This window comes from Paenibacillus sp. FSL L8-0340, from assembly GCF_038593145.1.
In the GTDB taxonomy this organism is placed as follows: Bacteria; Bacillota; Bacilli; order Paenibacillales; family Paenibacillaceae; genus Paenibacillus_AQ.
This window is the reverse complement of the sequence record NZ_CP151967.1, coordinates 145,978-172,111: the sequence shown is the minus strand read 5'-3', so window position 1 is coordinate 172,111 and position 26,134 is coordinate 145,978. Positions and strand designations below refer to the sequence as shown.

Annotated in this window: 25 protein-coding genes; 3 read left to right on the top strand and 22 right to left on the bottom strand. The window is 52.1% G+C overall.

All coding sequences use genetic code 11. The features are described 5' to 3' along the window. Nucleotides 1–109: 109 nt before the first annotated feature. The 21 genes from NST07_RS00865 to NST07_RS00765 form a co-directional block, all read right to left on the bottom strand. The gene (locus tag NST07_RS00865) at nt 110–868 is read right to left on the bottom strand and encodes an SIMPL domain-containing protein (RefSeq protein WP_341089143.1); all 759 of its coding nucleotides are present in this window, start codon (nt 866–868) and stop codon (nt 110–112) included. 126 nt (nt 869–994) lie between these two features. Then, a complete protein-coding gene (locus tag NST07_RS00860; protein ID WP_341089141.1) occupies nt 995–1,519 on the bottom strand; it encodes a GNAT family N-acetyltransferase in 525 nt (174 codons plus the stop codon). Between the two features lie 147 nt (nt 1,520–1,666). Further along, on the bottom strand, nt 1,667–1,936 hold the full coding sequence (locus tag NST07_RS00855) for an HPr family phosphocarrier protein (RefSeq protein ID WP_019914358.1): 270 nt from the start codon (nt 1,934–1,936) through the stop codon (nt 1,667–1,669). A 97-nt stretch (nt 1,937–2,033) separates the two neighbouring features. Then, the gene (gene whiA / locus NST07_RS00850; protein WP_341097504.1) at nt 2,034–2,963 is read right to left on the bottom strand and encodes a DNA-binding protein WhiA; all 930 of its coding nucleotides are present in this window, start codon (nt 2,961–2,963) and stop codon (nt 2,034–2,036) included. Nucleotides 2,964–3,005: 42 nt separating this feature from the next. Next, nucleotides 3,006–3,941, bottom strand: coding sequence for a YvcK family protein (locus NST07_RS00845; protein ID WP_179091833.1), 936 nt, complete (start codon nt 3,939–3,941; stop codon nt 3,006–3,008). A gap of 57 nt (nt 3,942–3,998) precedes the next feature. Next, nucleotides 3,999–4,898, bottom strand: a complete 900-nt coding sequence (rapZ, locus tag NST07_RS00840) for an RNase adapter RapZ (protein ID WP_076113245.1) — start codon at nt 4,896–4,898, stop codon at nt 3,999–4,001. A gap of 46 nt (nt 4,899–4,944) precedes the next feature. After that, complete coding sequence (locus NST07_RS00835; RefSeq protein ID WP_341089140.1) at nt 4,945–5,895, bottom strand: ROK family glucokinase; 951 nt, start codon at nt 5,893–5,895, stop codon at nt 4,945–4,947. 319 nt (nt 5,896–6,214) lie between these two features. Further along, nucleotides 6,215–7,474, bottom strand: a complete 1,260-nt coding sequence (locus NST07_RS00830; protein ID WP_341089139.1) for a DUF438 domain-containing protein — start codon at nt 7,472–7,474, stop codon at nt 6,215–6,217. A gap of 42 nt (nt 7,475–7,516) precedes the next feature. Further along, nucleotides 7,517–7,744 carry a DUF1858 domain-containing protein gene (locus NST07_RS00825; RefSeq protein ID WP_038584645.1) on the bottom strand — a complete coding sequence of 76 codons (228 nt, stop codon included), beginning with the start codon at nt 7,742–7,744 and terminating at the stop codon, nt 7,517–7,519. A gap of 204 nt (nt 7,745–7,948) precedes the next feature. Further along, entirely contained in the window at nt 7,949–8,902 is a 954-nt protein-coding gene (trxB, locus tag NST07_RS00820) for a thioredoxin-disulfide reductase (protein WP_038584642.1), read from the bottom strand. 160 nt (nt 8,903–9,062) lie between these two features. Continuing rightward, on the bottom strand, nt 9,063–10,805 hold the full coding sequence (locus NST07_RS00815) for a tetratricopeptide repeat protein (RefSeq protein WP_341377008.1): 1,743 nt from the start codon (nt 10,803–10,805) through the stop codon (nt 9,063–9,065). Between the two features lie 252 nt (nt 10,806–11,057). Further along, on the bottom strand, nt 11,058–12,008 hold the full coding sequence (locus tag NST07_RS00810; protein WP_341089136.1) for a ribose-phosphate pyrophosphokinase: 951 nt from the start codon (nt 12,006–12,008) through the stop codon (nt 11,058–11,060). A 23-nt stretch (nt 12,009–12,031) separates the two neighbouring features. Continuing rightward, nucleotides 12,032–12,859, bottom strand: coding sequence for a histidinol-phosphatase HisJ (gene hisJ, locus NST07_RS00805; RefSeq protein WP_341089134.1), 828 nt, complete (start codon nt 12,857–12,859; stop codon nt 12,032–12,034). 13 nt (nt 12,860–12,872) lie between these two features. Beyond that, on the bottom strand, nt 12,873–13,604 hold the full coding sequence (hisIE, locus tag NST07_RS00800; RefSeq protein WP_342480918.1) for a bifunctional phosphoribosyl-AMP cyclohydrolase/phosphoribosyl-ATP diphosphatase HisIE: 732 nt from the start codon (nt 13,602–13,604) through the stop codon (nt 12,873–12,875). Next, complete coding sequence (gene hisF / locus NST07_RS00795; protein WP_341089132.1) at nt 13,601–14,359, bottom strand: imidazole glycerol phosphate synthase subunit HisF; 759 nt, start codon at nt 14,357–14,359, stop codon at nt 13,601–13,603. The genes hisIE and hisF overlap by 4 nt, the downstream gene beginning before the upstream one ends. Nucleotides 14,360–14,432: 73 nt before the next feature. Further along, nucleotides 14,433–15,182, bottom strand: a complete 750-nt coding sequence (gene hisA / locus NST07_RS00790; RefSeq protein ID WP_341089130.1) for a 1-(5-phosphoribosyl)-5-[(5-phosphoribosylamino)methylideneamino]imidazole-4-carboxamide isomerase — start codon at nt 15,180–15,182, stop codon at nt 14,433–14,435. Between the two features lie 41 nt (nt 15,183–15,223). Next, nucleotides 15,224–15,847, bottom strand: coding sequence for an imidazole glycerol phosphate synthase subunit HisH (gene hisH / locus NST07_RS00785; RefSeq protein WP_342480917.1), 624 nt, complete (start codon nt 15,845–15,847; stop codon nt 15,224–15,226). Between the two features lies 1 nt (nt 15,848). Beyond that, nucleotides 15,849–16,460 carry an imidazoleglycerol-phosphate dehydratase HisB gene (gene hisB / locus NST07_RS00780; RefSeq protein WP_076113252.1) on the bottom strand — a complete coding sequence of 204 codons (612 nt, stop codon included), beginning with the start codon at nt 16,458–16,460 and terminating at the stop codon, nt 15,849–15,851. Further along, nucleotides 16,450–17,757, bottom strand: a complete 1,308-nt coding sequence (gene hisD, locus NST07_RS00775) for a histidinol dehydrogenase (RefSeq protein WP_341089127.1) — start codon at nt 17,755–17,757, stop codon at nt 16,450–16,452. The genes hisB and hisD overlap by 11 nt, the downstream gene beginning before the upstream one ends. Before the next feature lie 33 nt (nt 17,758–17,790). After that, nucleotides 17,791–18,435: an ATP phosphoribosyltransferase gene (hisG, locus tag NST07_RS00770; RefSeq protein WP_341089126.1), complete on the bottom strand. Its 645-nt coding sequence runs from the start codon at nt 18,433–18,435 to the stop codon at nt 17,791–17,793. A 189-nt stretch (nt 18,436–18,624) separates the two neighbouring features. After that, nucleotides 18,625–19,842, bottom strand: coding sequence for an ATP phosphoribosyltransferase regulatory subunit (locus tag NST07_RS00765; RefSeq protein ID WP_341089125.1), 1,218 nt, complete (start codon nt 19,840–19,842; stop codon nt 18,625–18,627). Between the two features lie 296 nt (nt 19,843–20,138). Here NST07_RS00765 and gntK point away from each other — a divergent pair, with 296 nt between their 5' ends. From gntK to NST07_RS00750, 3 genes are all read left to right on the top strand, one after another. Further along, on the top strand, nt 20,139–21,683 hold the full coding sequence (gene gntK, locus NST07_RS00760; RefSeq protein ID WP_341377003.1) for a gluconokinase: 1,545 nt from the start codon (nt 20,139–20,141) through the stop codon (nt 21,681–21,683). A gap of 276 nt (nt 21,684–21,959) precedes the next feature. Beyond that, nucleotides 21,960–23,348 carry an MBOAT family protein gene (locus NST07_RS00755; RefSeq protein WP_341380306.1) on the top strand — a complete coding sequence of 463 codons (1,389 nt, stop codon included), beginning with the start codon at nt 21,960–21,962 and terminating at the stop codon, nt 23,346–23,348. A gap of 37 nt (nt 23,349–23,385) precedes the next feature. Further along, nucleotides 23,386–24,825 carry a copper amine oxidase N-terminal domain-containing protein gene (locus NST07_RS00750; RefSeq protein ID WP_341089123.1) on the top strand — a complete coding sequence of 480 codons (1,440 nt, stop codon included), beginning with the start codon at nt 23,386–23,388 and terminating at the stop codon, nt 24,823–24,825. A gap of 100 nt (nt 24,826–24,925) precedes the next feature. On the opposite strand, the gene NST07_RS00745 is transcribed toward NST07_RS00750, so the two are convergent. Then, complete coding sequence (locus NST07_RS00745) at nt 24,926–26,125, bottom strand: acyltransferase (protein ID WP_341089122.1); 1,200 nt, start codon at nt 26,123–26,125, stop codon at nt 24,926–24,928. Nucleotides 26,126–26,134: the final 9 nt, after the last annotated feature.

Sequence of the window (26,134 nt, the reverse complement as noted above, 5' to 3'; positions counted from 1 at the left end):
CATTACTTTAAACAAATTGAGAGATTTCACACCTGCTTCTGTACTTCAAAAGCAAAAAGAGGCGTTGCCTCCGCCATCACAGCGGAAGCAACGCCTCACCCGTTGCTACTTATTTCAGCTCGTACATTACACTAAGCTGGGTAGATACTTTAACCTCTCCCGCTTCAACCGAAGTGCCTGCAGCCATATCGGCCGATGCTTTGGACATTTGGGCACTCTCCATATAGACAACAGGATTATTACCGTCATCGTTCTGGATTACCGTAACGACCTGGCCCAGACTGCGTTTGGCCACTTTGGCAATCGCAGCTGCCTTCACATCTGCATTAGCCATTGCTTTCTCAATAACCTGTGCTTCGAATGCAGAAGGATCCTCAATGGCAAACCGAGCACTTCCGATGTTGTTCGCTCCCGCTGTAGAAGCGGCATCCAGCAGTCCCCCGACCTTAGTCAGATCGCGGTAAGAGACTTGCAGCGTGTGCTGGGCGTTATAACCCTTAACCTGTTGACCGTCTTTTTCAGTGTAGGCGTAATTAGGCTGCACATAAAATTGGGTGCTCTGAATATCCTTATCCGCAATACCCCAGGTTTTTTTCAGCAGGTTGGTCAGCTTGGTGATTTTGGCTCCATTGGACTTCTGTGCTTCTTCAGCTGTTGCAGCAGAAGTGCTGACGCCAATCGACAGATACACGATATCCGGCTTGATCGAAAGCTCGCCTTTACCTACAACACTAACGACATTTCTCTGCACGTCCTCAGCAGCGTAAGCCTTTTCAGGAGCCAGGAGCACTCCGCTTAACGCCGTACCCCCTACCAATAAACTTCCCGCCAGCAATACGGTACCGACTGTTTTGCCCCATTTCTTCATCCTTGCCATCCCCTTTCATTCTCCAAAAATTGTTGGTACCCTCTAGACGGAACTGCTTGGCAAAAGTTGCATATCCCCCAAGGCTTTTGAAGAAAAAATTTGCAGAGGTTACATTCCGCCTGCATTTCACGTCTCGATCCAGAACCTCCGGATCACGTTGCCGTCCTCTTCGATGTATGAACTATCCTCCAGCCCGCCGTTTCTGCGGATCGTCCGTTCGGAAGCGATATTGCTGTCATCGCAAACGACAAGCGCTTTGGCAATCCCAAGCCCGCCCGCCTTCAGCAACGCCTGTCTCAGAAGTTCGGTTGCCAATCCCTTGCGCCGCTCAGAGCGAAGTATCCCATATCCAATATGTCCCCCGCTCTGAAGCAGTTTCTCAGTCAGGCGATGCCTTATATTTACTGCACCCACCACTTTGGAATCGGCATTCACCAACCAGTATGTAGAACTAGGTACCCAGCCTTCTTTAAGATTTACGCCATCCGCGTTATCCTGCAAATACCGGACCATAGCCGCGAAGTCGGTGGGATCAATGCCAATTACCCAAGGGACGAATATCTCTCCGCCTGCCAGCCATTCTTCGTAAAATGCCAAGTACTGCGGCGCCAGCTCTACTGTCGGCTCTGCTAAAGTCACCTGATTGTGCATGCTCATTCTCCTTCTAGTCTCATCAAATTCAAATTCCCTAAACAAGGTAATAAAAAAAGCCCGCAAAGGGGCTTTTTAAACTGGCCGTCTCCCGGAGAGGGAGCGCAGCAACGTTTCTGGTGTACAAATAAGTAAGAACTTGCAAGATTATTGGTTCTCAAGCTCTTCCTTGCTTACAAGACTAGTCAAAGCGGTTACAGCTTGATCCGCATCGGCGCCATCCGCGCTAATATAAATCTCCGTGCCGGAACTGATCGCCAGGCTCATAATGCCCATGATGCTTTTGGCGTTAACCTTTTTATCGTCTTTTTCCACGAAAATCTCCGACGAAAACTTGTTAGCTTCTTGCACGAACAATGCTGCCGGCCGAGCGTGGAGCCCCGTCTTCAACCGTACAACTACCGGGTGCTTTGTCATGAAACGCTTACCCCCTATTTGAGATCTGCCCAAAAATTTCACATTAATTTTATAATATTATATCATTATAACCTCATCCACACTAGAAAAAAAATAATCAGCTTCCCCGAAGCTTATCAGCCAGCTCGTCAATTTTGCGCAAACGGTGGTTTACACCGGATTTACTGACCGTTCCCTTCAGCATCTCGCCCACTTCCTTGAGGTTGATGTCCGGGTGTGCCAAACGGATTTCAGCGACCTCGCGCAGCTTATCCGGCAGGCTTTCCAGTCCCACTTCACGCTGCAGCAGCTTGATGTTCTCAATTTGCCGCACCGCAGCGCCAATCGTTTTGTTCAAATTCGCTGTTTCACAGTTGACGATCCGGTTCACGGAGTTACGCATATCACGCATAATCCGCACATCCTCAAATTTAAACAACGCTTGATGCGCTCCAATCAGACTGAGAAATTCAATGATTTTCTCGCCTTCCTTGATATATAGGATAAAGCCTTTCTTGCGCTCTATGCATCGGGCGTTCAGGTGAAATTCCCCAGCCAGATCCACCAGCGCTTTGCAGTGCTCCTCATACATGGAGGCGATTTCCAGATGGTAGGAAGAACCTTCCGGGTTGTTGACCGATCCCCCCGCCATAAATGCACCACGCAGATATGCGCGCTTACAGCAGTTCTTACCGACGATTTCCTTGTCGATCCCATCGGTAAAGATGAAACCTTCGGAAACAATCCGCAAATCCTTCAGGATCTCCTGAACACGGTTTGGGATTCTTACGATATAAACGTTATTCTTCTTCAAACGCATTTTTTTACGCACGAGCAGCTCGATATGGACCTGGTAATATTTCTTAAGTAAAGAATATACCCGCCTTGCAATCGCGGCGTTTTCCGTCGAAATGTCGAGAACTACCTTTTTGCTCGAAAGCTGCACCGAACCATTCATTCGGATCAGCGCTGACATTTCCGCTTTCTCGCAGCAAGGCTGGCTCTCCACCATCGTCAGCTCTTTTTTTGTAAGGGCCGCAAAAGACAAGGGGCTCACCTCTTTCATGTTCATCCAAAAATCAAACCAGAACTATCTGGATTTCCAGTCCTTCACTAACTGGTAAATATGGTGACTGAGTTTATTCGTGTCATGCCGGAGATAAGTCTTGAATAAGACTAGCTTATCCGCAATGACCTTATAACCGTTGCCGTCCAGCACATCCCGGTCAAGCAGCACCGGGCGGGCGCCTTTTTCCGCATATTTGACCTGAACCTGCTCTGGGATCTCCCCGTCGTTGACAATAACGTAATCGAATAAGTGCAGGCCGACATGATCATACACCGCTTGAAGATGATCACTGACCGTGTAATTATCCGTTTCACCCGGCTGGGTCATCACATTGCAGACAAAGATCTTAATCGCTTCGGATTCTACAATAGCCTCCGCCAGCTTCGGCACCAGCAGGTTGGGAAGAATGCTGGTATACAGGCTTCCGGGGCCGCAGAGGATGGCATCTGCATTACGGATGGCCTCCAGCGCCTCCGGCAGCGGTTCCACATCAGCAGGCTCCAGAAAGACGCGTTTGATCCGTCCCCCGGCCTCCGGGATTTTGGACTCGCCGGTAATAATCGTGCCGTCCGACATCTCCGCATGCAGCACCACAGCGTGCCCAGCAGCCGGCAGCACTCTGCCGCGAACGGCGAACAACCGGCTAAGCTCACGGACAGCGGTGACAAAGTCACCGGAGATATCCGTAAGCGCCGCAAGAATAAGATTGCCGAGGCTGTGTCCGGCCAGTCCTTCTCCACTGCTGAAGCGGTATTTCATAATCTCCGCCATCAGCGGTTCTACATCAGCCATAGCCGTGAGCACATTGCGAATATCGCCTGGCGGCGGCATTTGCAGCTCGCTGCGCAGAATACCGGAGCTGCCCCCGTCATCCGCCACAGTAACTATAGCCGTAATATCAAGCGGCTTTTCCTTCAAACCGCGAAGCATGACAGATAGACCGGTACCGCCGCCCATCACGACGATACGCGGACGCTGCCCTTGTTCTTCAGCCACTAATGATCCCTTCTCTCGTTAATGCCGATCACGCTCGGAATCCCGATGGCTAACCGCTACGGATTCCGTCTCGCTAACTCCAAGCATTTTGCCCAAATATTCCGCGATCGCTACCGAACGGTGTTTGCCGCCCGTGCAGCCGATGCCGATAATAATCTGGGATTTGCCCTCCTTGCGGTATTGCGGAATTAGGAAATGAAGCATATCCAGCAGCTTGGTCAGAAACGTCTGCGTTTCAGGCCATTTCATTACATAATCGTAGACATCGCTGTCTTGGCCAGTCTTGGGCCGCAGTTGATCCACATAGTGTGGGTTAGGCAAGAAGCGGACATCAAATACGAGGTCTGCATCGATCGGAATGCCATACTTGAATCCGAACGAGGTAATGTTAACGGAGAGTGTGCTTTTTCCAAGATGCGAAAACCGCGATACGATCTTCTCCTTCAACTGCACCGGCTTCATGCTGCTGGTGTCCAGACACAGTGTAGCGGAATCCTTCAGCTCTTCCAGCATCTGGCGCTCCAGCCGGATGCCGTCAAGCGGCATCCCTTTGGGAGCCAGCGGATGATGCCGCCGGCTCTCCTTGTAGCGCTGGACAAGCACAGAATCCGTTGCATCGAGAAACAGAATCTCGCAGCCGATGGTTGACTCGTTTTTGATGTAGGCCAGCGACTCTGACAAAGCCGTAAAAAACTCCCGCCCCCGCAGATCAATTACGAGCGCCACTTTGGCAATTTTCCCCTTCGACTGCTCAATCAGCTCGGCGAATTTCGGGATCAGCACCGGCGGCAGATTATCGACACAGAAGAACCCGAGGTCCTCCAGACTTTGTACAGCAATGGTCTTGCCTGCACCCGACATACCCGTAATAATGATCAGGGTGGCACTAGCCGACGGAGATTGCTCCAATTCGGTCATTAAAGCGTCCCCTCCCTAAAATTAGTATATGAATAATTCCAGCTTATTAAGAACGCAACAAAAGGCCGGCAGCCCCAATAATACCAGCGTCATTCCCCAGTTCCGCAGGAACGATGGTAACGCCTTTCTGCAATGGCTCGGGAGTCAGCTTGGCGAATACACGGCGGACCTCGTCAAACAAAATATCCCCCGCCTTGGAGACACCTCCGCCAATGATAAACACTTCAGGGTTAAGCACCGCAGCTACCGCCGCAATGGACTTGCCCAGATAGAACGCTGCACGGTTAACAATACGAATTGCAACTTCGTCGCCCGCTTTTGCCGCATCAAATACTTCCTTCGCCGCAATCTTCTCTACCAATGACAGAGTGGTGCGGTCCCCGCGTGCTACAGCATCATTGGCCATACGGATAATTCCCGTAGCAGAGGAAACGGTTTCCAAACAACCCATATTGCCGCAGCCGCACTGGATCGCTTCCAGGTCTGGCACTACAGAGATATGGCCCAGTTCACCTGCGAGACCAGCAAATCCTTGATACACCTTACCGTTAATGATAATGCCGCCGCCAACACCCGTTCCCAGTGTGTAGCAGACGCAATTCTCAATGCCGCGTCCCGCACCGCTCCAGGCTTCGCCCAGTGCAGCCACATTCGCGTCATTGTCTATTTTCACAGGCTTGTTCAATCGGTTCTCCAGAATGGAGCGGATCGGCACATCTCTAAAACCTATGTTAGGCGCAAGGATGATGATTCCTTCACGAATGTTCGTAAAGCCGGCAAGGCCCGCTCCTACACCGGCAAGCTGATCCCAAGAGTATGGAGAGTCCTCCACAATCTGGCGCACATATTTCTCGATGTTATCGATGACGGCATCGACGCCATCCGCAGTCCCTGTAGGACCTTCATAAGTGTGCAGCAGATTCCCCTCGGCATTGCAGATTCCAACCTTAATCGTGGTTCCACCTAAATCCACGCCAACGTAGATATTTTCAGACATGTAACAAGCCACCTTTTTCTATGCTAAAATAGTTAATCCTACGTACCCACTATAATAGAAGCTTTCTCTGCGGTCAAGGAAAGGCGACACACCCGGCTAATTTGAAAGCTAAGCTATCCAGAGCACATGAATTTATTGGCCAGGCAAGATACATGGACAATGCACATGGCATAGTTAAGAAATGCAGAGCCGGGATTAATTAGAACTAAAACAGGTTTTTGCGGTTGCAAAAAAGACTTCCCGGCCTTTAGTGGCGGGAAGTCAGGTGGATTTGCCGGGTTAACCGGCGAGGAACAGGTGTAGTAAATCAATCTTGTCATTATTCTGACAATATGCGTTTTTGCCCTTCCAGCGCACGAATCGGTGCGATATTCTGTGTGAACTCCAGCGTACCCATGTAGCGGCCCGCTTCATCACGAACGGCGAAATAACGGATGTAGATAAATTTATCCTTAATCGCAATCCAGAAATCCTCGGCATCCTTGCGGCCTGCCTTAAAGTCTTCCAGTAATTTCTCGACCACATGCACACTTTGCGGCGGATGGCAGTTCTGCACCGTGCGGCCTATAACCGCTTTGGTCCGGGCGAAAATCCGCTCCTTGCCATGTGAGAAATAGCGGACTACATCATTCTCATCAATGAACGTTAAATCGACGGGCAGATGGTTCAGTACGGTCTCCAGTTGATGGAGCGACAGCAGGCCCGTCTCGAAACGGATAAAGCCCTGCGGACTTTCGCCTACAGCTTCACTCTGCACTGCAGCTCCTTCCGGTTCGTCAGCACGCTCAGGAATCCATTCCTGCTCCGGTGCAGTCAGGCAGAAGCCGATCTCGTCGCTTTCTCTGGCTATCTTGACCCATTCATCTTCGGTCAGCTTGTCGAGCGCCATCGGCAGCAGAATATTTTCTTCCTTAAAGATCATCTCATTTACTTCCTGGATGATGTTCGTAAGCATAACTCCGATGTCCTCGGCTTGGCCGTTATACTGGCTGAGTGCAGCTTTAGCCTCTTTTATCATCGCGCGGATGCCGTCGTCCACACCCCACATAACCTTGGTCGGGCCATAAATTCCGTATTTCTCAAGATACGGGAACAACAGGTTCTCTTTGCGGCTGTAATGCTTGTCGAGATCCAGCAGCAGGCTGAGATCCTCCAGCAGCTTGAAGATGATTTCTTCACTGGCGTTCTTCAGAAACTTACCGGCATGCAGCTCCAGGCGGAAGTTGACCAGACGTTCGATTTCGCGGTTCTCCAGCTTGAAGGTATGCACGGGGTGACCAGGCTGCTCCTCCGGCTTCGAGGAACGGTGAATCTGCTCAATGGAGCCTTTGAAAATGGCCGTATGCACCGAACACAGGCGCTGGACCTCCGCTACAGGAATACCCTCCTCCGTCATCAGTGAATGCTCCATCGCGGAAATCTCCGCCACCGTAACATCGCCTACCGCTTCTGCGAAGCGTGCTTTGACCTCTTCCACACTTTTCCCGGCATGAAGTTCCTTTATAATTTCTTTGAGCATCGCCTGCCGGCGTGTCTGCTCAGGCACATCTACTTCGCGGTTGTTAATTAGTTCACTCATTGGAATTCCGCTCCTTTTATCATATCGTCTTGCAGATAATCTCTATTCAAGAATCTCGAAGCCATGGCGCTGAAACGTCAGCTTTACGGCGTCCGGATTCATTTTCTTCAGTTTGATTCCTTTGGACAAGGTCATGAAACGGCCTGCGGTCTGCAGCATTCCCGGCTTGGCAATATCCTGAAAGCCCAGCTCTGTCATAATGTCCACAACCTCGGGATGCCGGCTCACCAGCTCGAATATGGATTCATCCATCTTCAGCACTTTGTTCATATGCATCTTCTCCCTACTGAGAATCCTTCTCAACAACAGCTTAGCATAGCCGATAGGGGGCAATAGTGATTGCAATCACTAAGTGAAAAAAAGTTCAATCCGAAGGTCCGCACATCTCTGAAGATAAAAGAAAAAGCCGGCTGGTCCCTGATTGAGGGACCAGCCGGCTTGCCTATTCAATAGATATTTTAGAAGAAGCTGTACTTATTTATCCAGCGTTTCGCTCCAGTCATGCACCATGGTGCCCTCCAGGAACTTCTCGGCATCCATCGCCGCCATACAACCGGTTCCCGCTGCGGAGATTGCCTGCCGGTAACGTGTATCCTGTACATCGCCGCAAGCGAAAACACCCGGAATGTTCGTTTCCGTCGTACCCGGATTCACCACAATGTACCCATTGGTATCGGTAGTAATCTGCCCGCCCAGGAACGCTGTGTTCGGTGTGTGTCCAATGGCTACAAATACACCGTCCGCTTCCACCAGTTCTTCAAGACCTGTCTCGTTGTTGCGGACTGTCAGCCCTTTAACCCCGGCATCGCCGACCGTTACTTCAAGCGGCGTGCGGTTAAGCGCCCAGGCTACCTTGCTGTTGTCGCGCGCCCGGTCCTGCATGATCTTCGAAGCACGAAGCTCCGGACGGCGGTGAACCAAGGTTACGCTGGAGGCAAACCGGGTTAGGAAGCTGGCTTCCTCCATTGCGGAATCGCCGCCGCCGACCACGACAATCTTTTTGTTGCGGAAAAAGAAGCCGTCACAGGTTGCACAAGTGCTGACCCCGCGTCCTACATTCTCCTGCTCACCCGGGATGCCCAAATATCTGGCCGAGGCACCAGTCGAGATAATAACTGTTTCGGCCTCCAGCACACCCAGTCCATCTACAGTTACTTTAAAGGGGCGCTGCGAGAAATCCACGGATTCCACCCAGCCGTTCTTGAACTCCGCACCAAAGCGCTGCGCCTGCTTACGCATGTTATCCATCAGGTCAGGACCGAGGATTCCCTCAGGAAAGCCTGGAAAGTTCTCCACTTCTGTCGTCGTTGTCAGTTGTCCCCCCGGCTGCAAGCCTTCAATCACGAGCGGGCTAAGGTTGGCACGCGCCAAATAAATCGCGGCAGTCAGCCCGGCCGGGCCTGTTCCGATTACAATCGTTTTGTACATCACTTTGGCCTCCTTACAAGTGGGTTATTTATTTGGAAGAAACGGCTGTAGGGCTTCTAGGAAGCCAAGATGCGTTTCAGGTGAATAATATAAAGGATGCAGTATAATACTCACTTTATACTTCCTTGCTTATATTTCCTTGCAGTAATATTGCAAATATCTAGATATTCTCCGTTGACGAGGGCAGGGTCTCCTGCCCGGGCAAGCTCCCGGGAATATCACATTCGTTGCTGATACGGCGTGCATACCGGCTTACCATGGAGGCAGAAACCCCATAATGCTGGGCCACCTCGCGATAGGTAATCGGCCGGTCATGCAGTTTGGCAGTCAGATATTCCAGAGCTGCGGCCCAGCCCCCCGTATGGCGGAAGTAAGGCACATCGGGATACAAATCGCTAACAAACTGCTTCCATAGGAGCTCGGCGTCCTTCTTCTGGATGGCATCATACCGCCGGTCCATCATTGATGCCGTATGGTCCAATATCCGCTGCCAGTCTTCTTTCCATTCCGGCGGCCCTTTATGGCTTAGCGGCGGCAGCTCCTCCTGGGGAGCAGCACTCGCATCCGGACTGCTACCGATCAGCCGCTGCAGGCTGAGCAGCGCCGCCTCCTGCAGCTTATCTTCCTGCAGCGGCTCCTGCGCCAGAAGCCCGTTCAGCACCTCGGACATCTCTTCGTCCTCGATCCAGCGCAGCGCTTCGGTCACCTGCAGCCTCGTGTTGGCATCACCATAACGCAGCGCCCAGAAGAACGAAGCGCGCAGCAGCGGATTGTTCCGCATTTCCTCGGTAAAGCTGTCCGTGTTGCCCTGCCACTGCTTGAGCTGCTCCTGAAATGGCAGCTGGTAGTTGTAGCTGACAAGAGGCATCGGTCTGCCTTCGGCCTGCGCCCCCTGCAGCTGTGACAGGAAGAAGCCCGGCACAGCCGATTCGGGATCCAGCTTGGCTGCCTGTCTCCAGCAGCGCAGCGCTTCATTGTACAGGCTGCTGTTGCTGGCGGCCGCTGCACAATAATGATAGAGACCCGCGTCTCCGCCCACCTCTTCATCCTTCAGCAGGCGGCGGAAATGGCCATAGGCTGTTCTGTGCCTGCCTAGAATGCCCATCGTTGTGGCCATTTTGAACACATGCTCCTGATGAAACGGCACTGTCGCCTCAAGCATACGCAGCAAGACCGCCAGTTGTTCCTTGTCTCCCGCATACTGCATGAAGATGGCCATATTGCAAAGCGCATGCAGGTTGCCGGGATCCTGCTCCAGCACCTCGGACAGGCATTCCTTCGCTTTGGCAAAACGGCCCATGTAGAAGTAGGCTAGAGCAAGATTGTTATGAGCCGCCAGAAAGTCCGGCGTATTCTTAGTGATCTCCTCTAGCATCTTAACTGCCTGCGGGAACTTCCCCTCTTCCAGCAGCGTGCGGGCCCGGTCATGCTCGACCACGCCTTCACGGCTGCGGATCCGGATCAGCGGGGCAGGGCGGTTCAGCTCGTATTGCAGCAGCTCCATCAGTTCCTCGGACTCTGCCAGATATTCGCCGCTCGCATCCTCCTCGAGATACGTGACCAGCGACCGCTCGGCCTCTTCAAAACTTTCCATATTGGCAAAATTATTAGCCATATAGAAATGACATTCCGTCATTGCAGGGTCAATCTTCTCCAGCACATGGATCAAAATATCATTCGATGCTTCATAATCGCCCATCTCAGATAATATACCCGCCATGTTGCAATGATTCACAGGGTTTTCCGGTTCATATTCAACAGCTTTGCGAAAATTCTTTAATGCCTTATCATATTGAAAGCGGTCCAGCGACCGTACGGCTCTTTCAAAGAAAAAATTGGCATCCAGAGTGACGGAAATAACATTACTGCCTTCCGCAACATTCTCTGAAGTTCTCTCAATCATGGAAGCAAGGCACCTCCCTTTGTAAGCTTCCTTATCCTCACGAAAAATAGGAGAGCGGCGCCTTGCGGCACCCTGAACTCCCATCTTAAGTGTTCTTTCGTTTCCATTTATGGTCCCGACTGTCTCCAAATAGTATACCACATGTGGCAGGGAGATTCTCAAGCGTAAGGGAAACCATTTGGAGGGAAAAAGCTTGCAGCCGTGAGAGGTTCACAGGAATGAATGAGAACATCAGCAAAAAAACGCGGGAAATTAAATCCCCGCGTCTCTGAACAACTTATCTATAGAACCGCCTTCGATGATAATGCGTGTCGCCTCAGCCAGCATAGGTGCAACGGACAACACTTTAAAGCGGTTGGAATGGTCATCCGGAAGCGCGATGGAATCCGTGATTACCACTTCATCTATATTGGGATGGTCCATGCGTACAAGCGCGTCACCGGAGAATAAACCGTGAGTTGCGCACACGATGCTGTTCTTGGCTCCCCGCTCCTTCAGGCCTTCCACCACATTCACAATCGTCGTGCCCGTATCGATCAGATCCTCAATAATAATCGGCGTTCGTCCTTCAACATCGCCGATAACATGCGTGATTACTGATTCGTTATGGGCCGGACGTTTCTTGATCATAATCGCGAACGGTGAATCCAGCCGGCTGGCCAGCTTCTCCGCCATGGAAGCACGCCCGGCATCCGGCGAAACTACCACAAGATCGGAAAGTCCCTTCACCTTCAGATATCCGCTGATCAGATCAAGCGCCGTCAGATGATCGACCGGAATATTGAAGAATCCTTGTATAGCCGCTGCATGCAGGTCGATGGTAATGACACGGGTCGCTCCTGCAGTCGTAAGCACATCCGCGACCATTTTGGCCGAAATCGGCTCACGTGGAGCAGATTTACGCTCCTGCCGGGCGTATCCGTAATAAGGCACAATGATATTCACAGTTCTTGCCGATGCACGTTTGGCGGCATCAATCATGACGAGCAGCTCAACGAACAGCTCATTGATCGGGTGTGCGAGGGATTGCACCAAAAATACGTCACAGTTCCGGATGCTCTCTTCATAATGCACATAAATCTCGCCGCTCTTGAAGCGGGTCAGCTTAATCTGGCCCAGCGGGGCGCCCAGACGCTCCGCAATATCTGCGGCCAGCTTCGGATTCGACGAACCGGAAAAAATACGCAATTGATGATGATGCATAGTACCCTCCTGGGGATCATAATTTATAGTTCAAACTGAACGGATGTACGGCGGCGTCCTTCGAATACCGCCAGCTCACGGAAACCAGTGCGCCACAGCAGACTTCGCGCCTCCTGCAAGCCATCTCCCAGCTTTGCCGGATCATGGGCATCAGAGCCCAGGGTAAGCGGAATACTGAGTGCCAGCGCTTGCTGCAGCACATGCTCTGCCGGAAACATCTCCGCGCAGGGCTTGCTCAGCCCGGAAGCATTCAGCTCCATGGCAATGCCGCTGCTTGCAATTGCCCTCAGTGCATCCAGCTCCAGCTCTCTAACCTCAGCTTTGCCTTCCGGTGTCTGCGGACCATAGCCGAATCGTTTGATTACATCCATATGTCCTATAATATCATATAATCCCGATAACGCCGACTTCCGCACAGCATCATAATACCTGCGGTATACCTCCATTACATCTTTGCCTTCCCAGCCATGGGTCTGCCGGTGATCCGTGATATCCCACTCCCCGAGAAAATGAACCGAACCAATCAGATAATCCCAAGGATAGGGCGACAAAAGCTCACGAATCTGTTCTTCATAGCCCTCGATATAATCGGCTTCCAGCCCCACCCGCAGCTCAATCTTACCACGGTAGCGCTCCTTCAGGTTCAGGCACTCCTCCACGTAACGCGGAAGCTCGGCAAGCGGCATGGCCATTTCAGGATAATAGGTCTCCGGATTGACATGAATGAGCGGCAAATGGTCGGATAACCCAAGCTGCTGAAGCCCCAGCGCTATGCCGCGCTGCACGTACTCCTCCAGCTTCCCTACCGCATGACCGCAGCGTTCATGATGGGTATGGTAATCAATATGCATGCGGAAAGCCCCCTTAGTCCCGGCGCGGCCGTTCGTGGCGGGCGCTCAGTTCCTCCAGAATCTCATCGAGCGGAAGCTTGCGCTCCTGGAGCAGCACCAGCAGGTGATAGATCAGGTCGCTGACCTCAAGGCGCAGCTCGGCGTTGTCTTTATTTTTGGCGGCGATGATCGTTTCCGAAGCCTCTTCGCCTACTTTTTTCAGAATCTTGTCGACGCCTTTGTCAAACAGATAGGTCGTATAAGCACCCTCCGGACGTTCGGCTTCCCGCTCGGCAATGACCCGCTCCAGTTCACCCAGTACAGCAAAACGTCCGCTATCTGCAAGGTTTGCAGAAGGCTCTGTCTCAGCTGCCTTAGCGACTGGTGCCGCTGCTGCTGCCGAAGCATTCAGTGGAATCTCACGGAAGAAGCAGGAGGTTTCACCGGTATGACAGGCGGGTCCCTCCGGTATAACCTTTACGAGCAGAGTATCGCTGTCGCAATCATAATGGATCGAGGTAATGGCCTGGGTATTGCCCGAGGTTCCCCCTTTATGCCACAATTCACTGCGTGAACGGCTCCAGAACCAGGTCTGGCCGCTCTCCAGCGAGAGCTGCAGCGACTCCGGATTCATATAGGCAAACATCAATACTTCCAAAGTGCCGGCATCCTGCACGACAGCAGGGAGCAGACCGGATTCATTCCAGCGGATGCCCTCGATTGCTTCTTTTTGGATCAGGGTTCTATTCTCTTGTTCTTGGCTCATCGGATCTCTACCCCTTTTTGCTTCAGTTCTGTCTTCAAATCGTGAATCGCGATCTCTTTATAGTGAAAAATGGTCGCCGCAAGTCCCGCATCGGCTTTGCCTTCAGTAAATACATCATAAAAGTGCTCAATCTTGCCCGCACCGCCTGAGGCAATTACGGGGATGCTGAGCAGATCACAGACCGCTGCGGTCAGCTTCAAATCAAAGCCGTCCTTGGTCCCGTCCGCATCCATGCTCGTCAGCAGTATTTCGCCGGCGCCCAGCTTCTCGGCCTCCTTAGCCCAGGCCAGCGCACGGATGCCGGTAGGCTTGCGCCCGCCATGCGTGTACACTTCCCATTCGCCCCAATCCTCATTATATTTGGCATCCATCGCCACCACAATACACTGGGAGCCAAAGCGGCGGGCCCCTTCCAGAATAAGCTGCGGATTGTTGACCGCCGCCGTGTTGATGCCGATTTTATCCGCGCCCGCACGCAGAATCCGCTTCATATCGTCTGGAGTGGAAATTCCCCCGCCAACGGTGAAGGGAATGGCAATCTCGCCAGCCGTCTGCCGGACCACTTCAACCATGGTCGCCCGTCCTTCCACCGAGGCGGAAATATCCAGGAACACCAGTTCATCCGCACCTTCACGGTCATACAGCGCCGCCAGCTCCACCGGGTCTCCGGCATCGCGCAGATTGACAAAATTAACGCCTTTGACTACCCGCCCGTCTTTCACATCCAGACAGGGGATGATACGTTTGGCTAACATTATGAAGTCCCTCCTTCAAAGGGTTCTGAGGGCATCCGCCTCGAATTCTCTTCGATCAATTTTTTGCCCTATATTACAGCTGTCCTGCTGGACGTCCCAGCGCCTGCAGCGCCTCGGGAAGCTTGATGTTGCCGGTGTACAGCGCTTTGCCTACAATCGCTCCACCGATTCCGCTGCCGCTATGTACGCTCAGGCGCAGCAGATCGTCAAGGCTCGTAACGCCGCCGGAGGCGATGACGGTTTTGCCGCTGGCAGCAGCCATGGCCACGATTCCCTCGATATTCGGGCCCTGCATCATCCCGTCACGGGAGATATCCGTGTAGATAAACGTCTCCGCGCCTTTGGCTGCCAGCTCCTTAGCCAAATCCTCGGCGCGCACCTCGGAGGTGTTCAGCCAGCCATGCGTAGCTACGTAGCCATTCCGGGCATCAATGCCGATAGCTACCTTATCACCATATTTGGCGAGCACAGCCTCCGTAAAAGCATGGTCATTGATGGCCGCCGTCCCGATAATGACCCGGCTGACTCCAAGACCGAGCAGCTTCTCCACATCAGCAAGACTGCGGAGTCCGCCGCCCACCTGGACGGGCACACCTGCGTTTTTGGAAATGGCACCGATGATGGCGTCATTGACCGGATGTCCGGCCTTCGCGCCGTCCAGATCCACGAGGTGAATGAACCGGCCTCCCTGCTCTTCCCATGATTTAGCGACCTGCACCGGACTGTCATTATAGATCGTTTCCTGAGCGTAATCACCCTGCTGCAGTCTTACACACTTTCCATCCCGGATATCAATCGCCGGATACACGATAAAAGAAGACATGTGGCGTTCCCCGCTTTCATTACAATATATTTATAGCGGGCTTACGCCCGCTCTCCCTTAAGCTTTAGAAAATTCCCCAGCAGCTTCATGCCAAGCTCCCCGCTCTTTTCCGGATGGAACTGCATGCCGAAGACATTGTCCCGCCCGACCACCGCCGTGACCGGATGCCCATAATCGGTTACGGCGAGCAAATCGTTCTCCTGTCCAACCACTGCATGGTAGGAATGGACAAAATACACATGCCCCTCTTCCAGCCCCTCAAGCAGCGGGCTCTGCGGCTGCCGGAAGCTCAGCTTGTTCCAGCCCATATGTGGCACCTTATAGCCGTCACGGGGGGTGAACCGCACCACTGATCCCGGCAGGATGTCCAGCCCTTCGTGCTCACCGTGCTCCACGCTGCTGCTGAACAGCAGCTGCATGCCCAGACAAATGCCAAGCACCGGCTGTTCCCCGGCGGCGGCCTCCTTAACCACAAGATCGAGCCCGCTGCTCCGCAGCTGTTCCATCGCATCGCCAAAGGCACCGACGCCCGGCAGAATGACACTGCTTGCCGCAAGAATTTCCCCGGCATCGCCTGTCACAAGACTCTCGTAGCCGAGACGTTCCACCGCCTTGCTGACACTGTGCAGATTGCCCATGCCGTAATCGACGATAGCAATGGTCATGCTACAGCACTCCTTTCGTGGATGGCACACCCTTCACACGCGGATCAATCTGCGTTGCTTCGTCCAGCGCCCGTCCCAGCGCTTTGAATATCGCCTCAATCATGTGATGAGTATTGGAGCCGTAGTGTACTATCACGTGCAGTGTAATCCGGGCCTCCAGCGCGAATTTCCAGAGGAACTCATGAACCAGCTCCGTAGAGAAGCTTCCTACCTGCTGCGACGGATAAGCCGCCCGGTATTCAAAATGCGGCCGGTTGCTGATGTCGATGACCACCTGGGCCAGCGCTTCATCCATGGGAATGAACACACTCGCATAACGCTTGATGCCTTTTTTGTCACCCAGTGCCTCGCGGAGCGCCTGTCCCAGACAGATGCCGATATCCTCCACCGTGTGGTGGTCGTCAATATCAATATCCCCCCGGCCCTCCAGAGAAAGGTCAAATTGGCCGTGCTTCGTGAATAAATCGAGCATATGGTTCAGAAAAGGCACATCGGTCTCCAGCTCGGCAATGCCGCTTCCATCCACAGCCAGGGACAGCGTGATATCCGTTTCGTTTGTTTTACGGCTAAGACCTGCTTTGCGAACAGCCTGTTCGTTATTGTTATTCTCCATGTTCTTCTCCGCCCTTCGCTTCATTCTCCAGCCTGATCTCTATCGCCCGTGCATGACCTTCCAGCCCTTCGCGTCTGGCCAACTCGATAATGGTTGCTCCATCACGCAGCAGCGCTTCCTTGCTGTAATAAATCAGGCTTGATTTCTTGATGAAATCATCCACATCCACCGGCGAAGAGAACCGCGCGGTGCCATTGGTCGGTATAATATGATTCGGTCCGGCGAAATAATCGCCGACCGGTTCCGAGCTGTACGGTCCCAGGAAAATCGCTCCGGCATTCTCGATGCTGCCGAGCAGACCCATGGGATCTAGGGCGACAATCTCCAGATGCTCCGGCGCCAGCCGGTTCACTACGGAGATGCCTTCCTTCATCGAGTCTACGACGATGATTGCGCCGTAGTTCTCCACTGAGGCGCGGGCGATGGCCTCGCGCGGCAGCTCCTGAAGCTGCCGCTCTACCTCGGCCGCTACGGCCTCTCCGAGGCTCTGCGACGGCGTCACAAGGATGGCCGAGGCCATCTCGTCATGCTCGGCCTGTGAGAGCAGATCAGCCGCGATGTAGGCCGGCTCTGCGGTTTCGTCGGCGAGTACGACGATTTCACTGGGCCCGGCGATGCTGTCGATATCGACCGCGCCGTAGACCTCGCGCTTGGCCAGGGCAACGTAGATGTTGCCGGGGCCGCAGATTTTATCGACCGGCGCGATGGATTCCGTGCCGAAGGCTAGCGCGGCGATCGCCTGCGCGCCGCCCACGCGGTAGACCTCGCTCACACCGGCTTCCGCCGCAGCAACGAGGATGTAAGGATCAATGCCGTCCTTGCCGCCGGTGGACGGCGGTGTGACCATCACGATCTCCGGCACTCCGGCAATCTGGGCCGGAATCACGTTCATCAGCACCGAGGACGGATACGCTGCCTTGCCGCCGGGAACATATACGCCCACCCGCTTCAGCGGGCGGATGATCTGGCCGAGGATCGTACCGTCCGGCTGCAGATCCATCCAGGAGCTGCGTTTCTGACGGGCGTGAAACGCCCGGATATTGACCGCGGCTGCACGAATCGCGGTTACGAACGATTCCTCAACCCGGCTATAAGCCGCCTGGAGCTCTTCTGCGGTTACCCGCAGCTGCGCCGGTGTCAGCGCCGCCCCGTCAAACCGCTCCGTATAGCGGAGCAGCGCAGCGTCGCCCTCCTGTTTGATGTCAGCTACGATTTGCTTCACGGCCTTGTTCTGCTCCGGCGTTCCGTATTCCACTTCACGCTGCAGATTAAATTCCCTGCTCGATTGGACCTTCACCGCTCGTTCCCCCTTTGAACATCCACACTCATTTTATTGTAACTGAAGCCCCGGTTCTGCAATAACTGCCTGCAGACGGTCGCATAGCTGCTGAATCTGCTCATTCTTCATCCGGTAGCTTACACGGTTCGCAACCAGCCGGCTTGTGATTTCGAAGATGCTCTTCATTTCCACCAGTCCATTATCCTTAAGGGTTTGCCCGGTCTCCACCATATCGACAATACGGTCGGCAAGGCCAATCAGCGGAGCAAGCTCAATCGAGCCGTTCAGCTTAACGACCTCCACCTGCTGGCCCTGCTCACGGAAATACCGCGAAGCTACATTCGGGTATTTCGTCGCTACCCGCTGCTGAATCCCTGGCTGCCAGTTCGGCAGGCCGATAATGGACATCCGGCAGCGTGCGATGCCCAGATCAAGCAGCTCGTACACGTCGCGTTCTTCCTCCAGCAGCACATCCTTGCCCACGATGCCTATATCCGCCACACCATATTCAACATAGGTAGGCACATCCACCGGCTTGGCAAGAATAAACTCCATGCCCGCCTCAGGCAGTGAGATCACCAGCTTGCGCGACTCTTCGCCATCCGGCGGAATCGGCAGCCCCGCTTGGCGGAACAACTCTGCCGCTTTATTGTATATTCGGCCTTTCGGCATAGCTACCTTCAGTATCTGCGCCATCATCATTAGCCTCCGTTTCCATTTCCCTCTGCAATTTGTTCGTTTCTGTTCTCTCGCTATACCGATCACTATATAAATTGAACTTAATTTGGACTTCCGGCCGCTGTTGTCTTCGGATTTCCTGATCTTAACCGCAATTAGCGGTAGAAATCCGAAGAAGTTCAATCTATATAGCCGCAATTTCTCCGCTTAGCCGTGCTCGCTGACAAAAGACACAAATGTATAGATTTCACCATACTGCTCACCGCCGGCTTCCACCGTCTCTGTGTCAAGCCGCTTCACCGTCTTCAGCTCTTCCGGCCCCGCTGCCAGCTTGGTTACAACAATCCGGCCTTGTGCGCGCAGCCGCGCGGCTTCTTCCAGCCCTTCGGTCCGCCGCAGCGCATCGTACTGGATCAATACCGGCCGCTCCACCTCTTCCGGCATGCCGGATACTCCGTCCAGAATCCGGTTCGTTTTGAGTGAGAACCCGGTCGAAGGAATCGGGCGCCCAAACTGCTGAAGCAGATTATCATACCGCCCGCCGCTGCATACCGGGAACCCAAGCTCGGAGGCATAACCCTCAAAGGTCATCCCTGTATAATAAGAGAAATCTCCGATCATCGTCAGATCAATCAGCACATGCTGCGAAACCCCGTAAGAGACAAGCACCTCCCATACCTTGCACAGATGCTCAATAGAGGTCCGGGCCAGCGGATGGCTGCTGAGCTCCAGTGCCTGCCCGCAGATTTCTTTGCCGCCGCGCAGCCGCAGCAGCCCGTCCAGCTCCCGCTTCTGGGCCTCCGTCAGGTCCAGCCGCCGGAGGGTTTCCCGGAAAGCAACATAATCGCGGTTCAGCAGATGGCTCTTGAGCTCCTCCTGGGCTTCCGGCAGTCCGGCGACCGCCTCTTGGAAGAGTCCGTCCAGGAATCCGACATGTCCCATCGCGATTTTGAAAGACTTGACGCCCGCTGCCTGCAGCGACGAAATGGCCAGCGCCACGACCTCGGCATCCGCCTCAGGCGAATCATCGCCTACAAGCTCCACACCAGTCTGGAAAAACTCCGCTTCCCGGCCGGCTTCCTCTTCGATTGCCCGGAACACATTGGCATGATAAGAAAGGCGGAGCGGAAGTGGCTCATCCTTCAGTAACGATGAAACCACGCGCGCAACCGGTGCTGTCATTTCGGACCGTAGCACCAGGGCCTGACCACGGTTGTTAAGCAATTTATAAAGCTTCTGGTCTGATGTGGAACTGGCCACGCCGACCGTATCGTAATATTCAAGTGTGGGTGTAATCATCTGCTGGTATCCCCAGCGGCTCATGCAGTGGAGCACGTCGTTCTCAATCTTGCGCAGCTTCGTTACTGCACGCGGGAGATAGTCGCGCACACCAGCCGGCTTCTCGAATCCCTTAGGTTTGGACATCTTCATTAGTCACCTCATCAGATATCATGCAAGTTATATATCGTTTTACATATCGTATACTTTACTGTGGTACAGTGGTAGCAAAGTAAAGCATTTGCAACATCGTATCATGATCCATCCTTTTGCGTCAATAAAACCTTACACCATAGACAAAATATCTTAACCACCAGCCTGAGGTTTACCTGAATTTTGCCTCAGCGTATACCGGATAATATAATAACCTTATATAATTGTACTTTATTCCCTGCTTCCAGTGTTCCAAGTATCTATTTTCCAATAGAAAGAAGGACTAACCGTTGAATACATCCTATATGATCGGCGTTGATATTGGAACCACCAGCACTAAGGCAGTCCTCTTCGAAGAAAATGGCCGAATCGCAGCACAGTCCAATCAGGGTTACCCGCTGCACCAGCCCTCCCCATCTGTGGCTGAGCAGGATCCGTTACAAATTATGAATGCAGTAACCCAAACCATTGCGGCGGTGATGCGGGACAGTGCTGTCCCCGCTGAAGCGGTGCTGTTTGTCTCTTTCAGTTCAGCCATGCATAGTGTCATTGCCATAGACAATACGGGCAAGCCCCTTACCGCCTGCATCACATGGGCGGATAACCGCAGCGCTGCTTGTGCTGCCCGTCTTAAGAACGAGCTCGGGGGACATGAATTATATTTGCGTACAGGAACCCCTATTCATCCGATGTCTCCGATCACCAAGCTGATGTGGCTTGGCGAAGAGCAGCCGGAGCTTTTTCGCCAGGCCTATAAATTCATTTCCATTAAAGAATATATCTTCGCCAAACTGTTCGGAGAATATGTGATCGACCATTCCATCGCTTCTTCTACAGGCATGTTCAACCTGGAGAAGCTGGATTGGGATGAAGAGGCACTGAGCATTGCCGGCATTACCAGGGAGCGCCTGTCGAGCCCCGTCCCTACCACCCATATCATGCAGGGGCTGCTCCCGGGGCTGGCAGCAGAACTGGGCCTGCTCTCCTCTACTTCATTTATTGTCGGCGCCAGCGACGGGGTCCTCTCTAATCTTGGGGTAGGTGCCATACAGCCTGGCGTTATCGCTGCCACGATCGGAACCAGCGGAGCGATCCGCACCGTAGTGGACCGTCCGCTTACCGATCCCAAAGGGCGAATCTTCTGCTATGCCCTGACCGAGAAACACTGGGTCATCGGCGGTCCGGTGAATAACGGCGGCATGCTGTTCCGCTGGGTACGTGATGAATTTGCCGCCTCCGAGGTGGAGACTGCCAAACGCCTCGGCATTGATCCCTATGAAGTGCTGACACGCATTGCCGAACAGGTGCCTCCCGGCAGCGGCGGATTGCTCTTTCATCCCTACCTGACTGGAGAACGCGCACCGCTATGGAATCCGGACGCCAGGGGCTCCTTCTTTGGCCTGACGATGAATCACCACAAGGAGCATATGATCCGTTCAGTGCTGGAAGGGGTCATTTTCAATATGTACACCGTGCTGCTGGCCATGGAGGAGCGCATTGGCCGCCCGAACAAGATTCTCGCCACCGGCGGCTTCGCCCGCTCTGCCCTGTGGCGGCAGATGATGGCCGATATTTTCGATCAGGAGGTTGTCGTTCCGGAGAGCTTTGAGAGTTCCTGCCTTGGCGCAGTTGTGCTTGGTCTTTATGCTATCCGGCGCATCGACTCCCTTGATCATGTATTCGAAATGATCGGCTCCACCCATCAGCATCAGCCGATCCAGGAGCATGCCAAAGTGTACAAGCAGCTGCTGCCCATCTATATTTCCGTCTTCCGTAGTCTGGAAAGTCAATATGAGGCCATCGCCGGGTTTCAGCGTGAACAGTCGGGGGAATAAAGGAGTACTGGCTGATGATACCGGCAAGATGTTATACATTCGGCAATCTCATATCTTTGAATAGATCTTCCTGATATCGGCTCGCCTCAATGTCACTTGACAAAAAAACTAAAATATGGAATATTTGCCGCACATCGTTTTTTGTCAATTTTCAGGATTATTTCTTATTATTTGCCGTGTAAGGACTTACCCGCTAGACGTTTTTTTAGTATATTGAAACTTAGGGCCATAGACCAGCTATTTGAAGTCGAAAATTATGAAGAGGTGTTTGAAGAAGTGCTGTTTAACTCTTACGAATTTATATTTATTTTCATGCCGGTTACTGTGATAGTTTATTTTCTATTAAATCGCTTTCGTTTGATCTACGCCAGCAAGCTTTGGCTAGCGCTTAGTTCCCTTTTCTTCTACTGCTGGTGGGATGTGCGCTACCTTCCGCTGCTGCTGGGTTCCATCGCCTTCAACTATTTTATGGGCAGAACCATCTCCCATATGCAGAATGCCACAGAACGAAAGCGCAAACTAGCTTTGGCTTTCGCCATCATCATGAATCTGCTGCTGCTTATCTATTATAAATATGCCGATTTCTTTATCGGCAATGTCAACGCTCTGTTCGATACAGATGTTCCATTGCTCAAGATCGTGCTTCCGCTCGGAATCAGCTTTTTCACCTTTACACAGATCGCTTACCTGGTCGACGCTTATCGCGGTAAGGCAAAAGAATATAATGTGATCAGCTATGTATTGTTTGTAACCTTTTATCCGCATCTGATTGCAGGTCCGATTCTCCATCATAAGGAGATGATGCCGCAGTTCGACCGTTTACGGGGCAAACGTTTTGATTACAGCAACGTGGCCAAAGGCCTTTTTCTGCTGAGCATTGGGCTATTTAAGAAAGTGGTTATCGCCGATTCATTTGCACCCGTAGCCAGCAATGGATTTGATGTGTTGTCCCAGTTGAATTTTATTCAAGCCTGGACAACCTCACTTTCCTACACCCTTCAGCTCTATTATGATTTCAGCGGGTATTCGGACATGGCGATTGGTGTTGCCCTGCTGTTTAATATCATTTTGCCCATCAACTTTAATTCACCATACAAATCCTTGAACATTCAGGATTTCTGGCGCCGCTGGCATATGACCTTGAGCCGCTTCCTGCGGGAGTATATCTATTTCCCTCTGGGCGGCAGCCGTAAAGGAACTACACGCACCCATATCAACTCCATGCTGACCATGCTCATCGGCGGTCTCTGGCACGGGGCGGGCTGGACCTTTGTCTTCTGGGGATTCATGCATGGATTTGCCCAGTTTATCCACCGGATTTGGCAAAAAGCCAACATCAAACTGCCGAAATGGGTAGCTTGGTTTATCACTTTCCAATTTATTAATCTTACCTGGGTTTTCTTCCGGGCAACCAGTTGGGACAATGCCATCAAGGTGTTGAAAGGAATGGTCGGCCTTAACGGAATCGGCATCGCTTCATTGGACAAGACGATTGTATTGGGACTGGCTGTCTTCATGATTGTGGCTGTGCTATGCCGCAACTCCATGCAGATGCTGGAAGGATTCAAGCCGGGCTGGAAAACCGCCATTTTTGCCGCCGCTTTGTTCTGTATTGCTGTCGTCTATTTCAACAAAATCAGCGAGTTTCTCTATTTCAGCTTCTGATCCCGGCCATTTCAACTGATAAAGGAGATTTATTGAATTGAGGCATAAAAAAACGAAATACAAAAAATTTATATTTCAATTTATAACTATGGTTATCGCGTTCGCTGTTCTGATTGGTACCTTTAGTTATATTGTCGATCCCTTGCAGTTCTACCGCAAGGCCAGCTTCTATACTCCTAAACTATCCTGGCAGGAACGATACCAGAACCCAGGTCTAGCCCGTAACTACAAATATGATACCATCGTTCTCGGCAGCTCCATGACGGAGAATTTCCTCCCCTCTGATGTAGGCGAGAAGTTGAAGGGCGACGTTCTTAAGTTGTCTATTGAAGGCTCGACCATCGGAGAGCAGTATCAGACTGCAAAAGTAGCCTTCAAAACAGGCCAGGTCAAACAAGTATTATGGGGAATCGATTATTTCGCCTTCCGCACTAACAATGCAACCGGGAATGAAGAATTCCCCGCATATCTGTACGATAGCAATCCGCTTAACGATTACAAATATGTCTTCAATGAAACTAATATTAAGTCGGCGCTTACAGCCTTGAGTAAGTCAGAAGGACGAGCCAACCTGCAGCTGTCATCGCTTGAACTACTGTACAACTGGGACAAGTCAGTTACCTATGGACGCGACTTAGTCATTAAGAACTGGCAGTCAGCACGGAACAAGGAGGTCGCGTATGGAAATAATGAGGATCCGCTGGATTCTGTTAAGCAAACCTTTGATGAGAATGTGATCAGCATAGTCAAAGCCCATCCGGAAACGAAGTTTTATTTCTACTATCCGCCATATTCGATTCTGCGGCAGCAGGTCTGGTATAAGACCAACCCGGAACGCTACGGCAACCAGCTGGAAATGAAACGTTATATGTTCGATAAGCTTAATTCCTATTCCAATGCTAGTATTTATGAATTCCAGACAGATAGCGACATCACCTATAACCTTGATCTTTACAAGGATCTGTCCCATCACTCCGGCGTAGTTAATTCCTTAATCGTGGATGGAATCTCTAAAGGAACCCATCTGGTCACAGCAGATAACCTGGAACAGGGGATCCAACTGCTGAAGCGGCAGGCTGAGAATGTAATCGTTAATACAGAGGAGGGTACAGTCTATTCCATAGATCTCTCTCTGAACGGTGAGCCGCAAAGCTTCGGTTTCCTTCCGCCAACGACTGGGAATGTCATTATGGCTCCTCTCAAGCTCTATGCGCAGATGCTGGGGATTGCCTTCGATTATGATATCGATAAGAAATTGATTACTCTCGCCAAGGGAGACAGCGTTGCGGAACTGACTGTAGGTTCGGACGAAGCCCTGCTCGATGGACAAACGGTCAAGCTGGCTGCCCCCGTTGAGAACAAGATCGGGATCATGGCCGCTCCACTGGAGTCCATTCCAGCCTTGTTCGGAGGTTCAGTCACTTTGGGGCAGGAGAAAGACAAGCTGCTTGAAGTTGATATCACCTTTGGGAAGTAAGGCATACACCCGTAACTGTTCGATCCTAGTGCCCGATAACCGGGAACATCAAGCCATTGGCATTCTTCATGCGGATGGCTTTTTGCTGTTTAAACACTCGCTAAGCCTTTCCGTGGCTATTATCCAAAGTGAGCACTGCTTCCGGCTCCCGCTTAGGTTGAGGTGCAAGCGAGCGGGGAACACTTCCGAATGCGATCCAGGACCACCGGATTCGGCGGAACGAGATCTGAACGACCACCCAGCTTACCCCCAGAGCCACTATAAGCCCTCCATGTACGAATAATACATAGGCCAAGGAATCCAATGGAATGTTATACCGGAACCGGCGATACAGCACCAGAATGAGCGGATGGAGCAGATACACAGCAAAGGAGATTTCTCCTAGCCTCGTCATAAAGGCATTAACCCCGCGGGAAGCTGTGCGGTATATCAGGAAGGTGGCATGGAGCAGTACAAGCGCCGATAACATAGAGTGAACATTCCAGAACAGCTCGTACCACAGCGAGTTGACCCAATGGCCAAAATGCCGGCCTTGATACCATAGATGAATCTGAATGAAGGCCGCAGCGAGCCAACTGCCCCATAGCACAAGGGTCTCTCCGGTTTGTTTGTTGGACCACGCTTTGAAGGGGCGTTCCAGCCAAGGCTTGATTTTGTCAAAATGAATCGCAAGATAAGCCCCCATCATGTAGTAAGCCATATACGTTGGAGCATAGCTGGCCTTATCCACAAGTTGCAGCTGATATTTATTCAGGAATACAAAAGCCCACTGAATGATGAGACCGGTCGGTATAGCCCAGGTGACCATTGTTTTTGATTTCTGCATCAGTTGCAGGATTAGCGGAAAGACCAAATAGAACTGAATGCTGATAAATACGAAGTACAAATGAGTATAGGCAGAGCCTGTAATGAGGGCGTACATAAAAGAGGATAGATTCGTTAACGGATCATCAAGTAATTGGCCGTTTATGTAGAGAACCAATAGATGATATCCGATGGAGGCCAGCAGATAAGGCAAAAGGATATACGTTAGTCTCCGGCGGTAAAAGTTAAGCATCAGCCCGCGGGTAACCGGACGGCCGTAGTAATTATAGAACAGAACAAAACTGCTAAGAAAAATAAAACAGGGGGTCCCAAATCTAAAAAAAATATTGACCCCGTTGATCCAAACATAATAAGGCGATTGAAGTGCCTGCTCTCCTGCTGCAAACGATGTGGCATGTACATGCAGTACACCGAGTATGGCCAAAGCCCGGAAAATATCCAACTGGGGCAGCCTTTCCTTTTTGATGGAATTCACTTTAAATCT

Excerpts from the sequence above, each read along its gene's own strand:
- NST07_RS00810 (WP_341089136.1), bottom strand. The coding sequence starts at position 12,008 with ATGCATCATCATCAATTGCGTATTTTTTCCGGTTCGTCGAATCCGAAG.
- hisH (WP_342480917.1), bottom strand. The coding sequence starts at position 15,847 with ATGACCATTGCTATCGTCGATTACGGCATGGGCAATCTGCACAGTGTC.
- NST07_RS00765 (WP_341089125.1), bottom strand. The coding sequence starts at position 19,842 with ATGTCCAAACCTAAGGGATTCGAGAAGCCGGCTGGTGTGCGCGACTAT.
- NST07_RS00830 (WP_341089139.1), bottom strand. The coding sequence starts at position 7,474 with ATGAGTGAACTAATTAACAACCGCGAAGTAGATGTGCCTGAGCAGACA.
- hisG (WP_341089126.1), bottom strand. The coding sequence starts at position 18,435 with ATGGCGCAGATACTGAAGGTAGCTATGCCGAAAGGCCGAATATACAAT.
- NST07_RS00865 (WP_341089143.1), bottom strand. The coding sequence starts at position 868 with ATGAAGAAATGGGGCAAAACAGTCGGTACCGTATTGCTGGCGGGAAGT.
- NST07_RS00825 (WP_038584645.1), bottom strand. The coding sequence starts at position 7,744 with ATGAACAAAGTGCTGAAGATGGATGAATCCATATTCGAGCTGGTGAGC.
- trxB (WP_038584642.1), bottom strand. The coding sequence starts at position 8,902 with ATGTACAAAACGATTGTAATCGGAACAGGCCCGGCCGGGCTGACTGCC.
- NST07_RS00835 (WP_341089140.1), bottom strand. The coding sequence starts at position 5,895 with ATGTCTGAAAATATCTACGTTGGCGTGGATTTAGGTGGAACCACGATT.
- hisA (WP_341089130.1), bottom strand. The coding sequence starts at position 15,182 with ATGTCTTCTTTTATCGTGTATCCGGCGATTGATATCCGGGATGGAAAG.
- NST07_RS00860 (WP_341089141.1), bottom strand. The coding sequence starts at position 1,519 with ATGCACAATCAGGTGACTTTAGCAGAGCCGACAGTAGAGCTGGCGCCG.
- hisIE (WP_342480918.1), bottom strand. The coding sequence starts at position 13,604 with ATGAGCCAAGAACAAGAGAATAGAACCCTGATCCAAAAAGAAGCAATC.
- NST07_RS00855 (WP_019914358.1), bottom strand. The coding sequence starts at position 1,936 with ATGACAAAGCACCCGGTAGTTGTACGGTTGAAGACGGGGCTCCACGCT.
- rapZ (WP_076113245.1), bottom strand. The coding sequence starts at position 4,898 with ATGACCGAATTGGAGCAATCTCCGTCGGCTAGTGCCACCCTGATCATT.
- NST07_RS00815 (WP_341377008.1), bottom strand. The coding sequence starts at position 10,805 with ATGATTGAGAGAACTTCAGAGAATGTTGCGGAAGGCAGTAATGTTATT.
- NST07_RS00845 (WP_179091833.1), bottom strand. The coding sequence starts at position 3,941 with ATGGGCGGCGGTACCGGTCTATCTGTCATGCTTCGCGGTTTGAAGGAA.
- hisB (WP_076113252.1), bottom strand. The coding sequence starts at position 16,460 with ATGGAGAATAACAATAACGAACAGGCTGTTCGCAAAGCAGGTCTTAGC.
- hisF (WP_341089132.1), bottom strand. The coding sequence starts at position 14,359 with ATGTTAGCCAAACGTATCATCCCCTGTCTGGATGTGAAAGACGGGCGG.
- hisJ (WP_341089134.1), bottom strand. The coding sequence starts at position 12,859 with ATGCATATTGATTACCATACCCATCATGAACGCTGCGGTCATGCGGTA.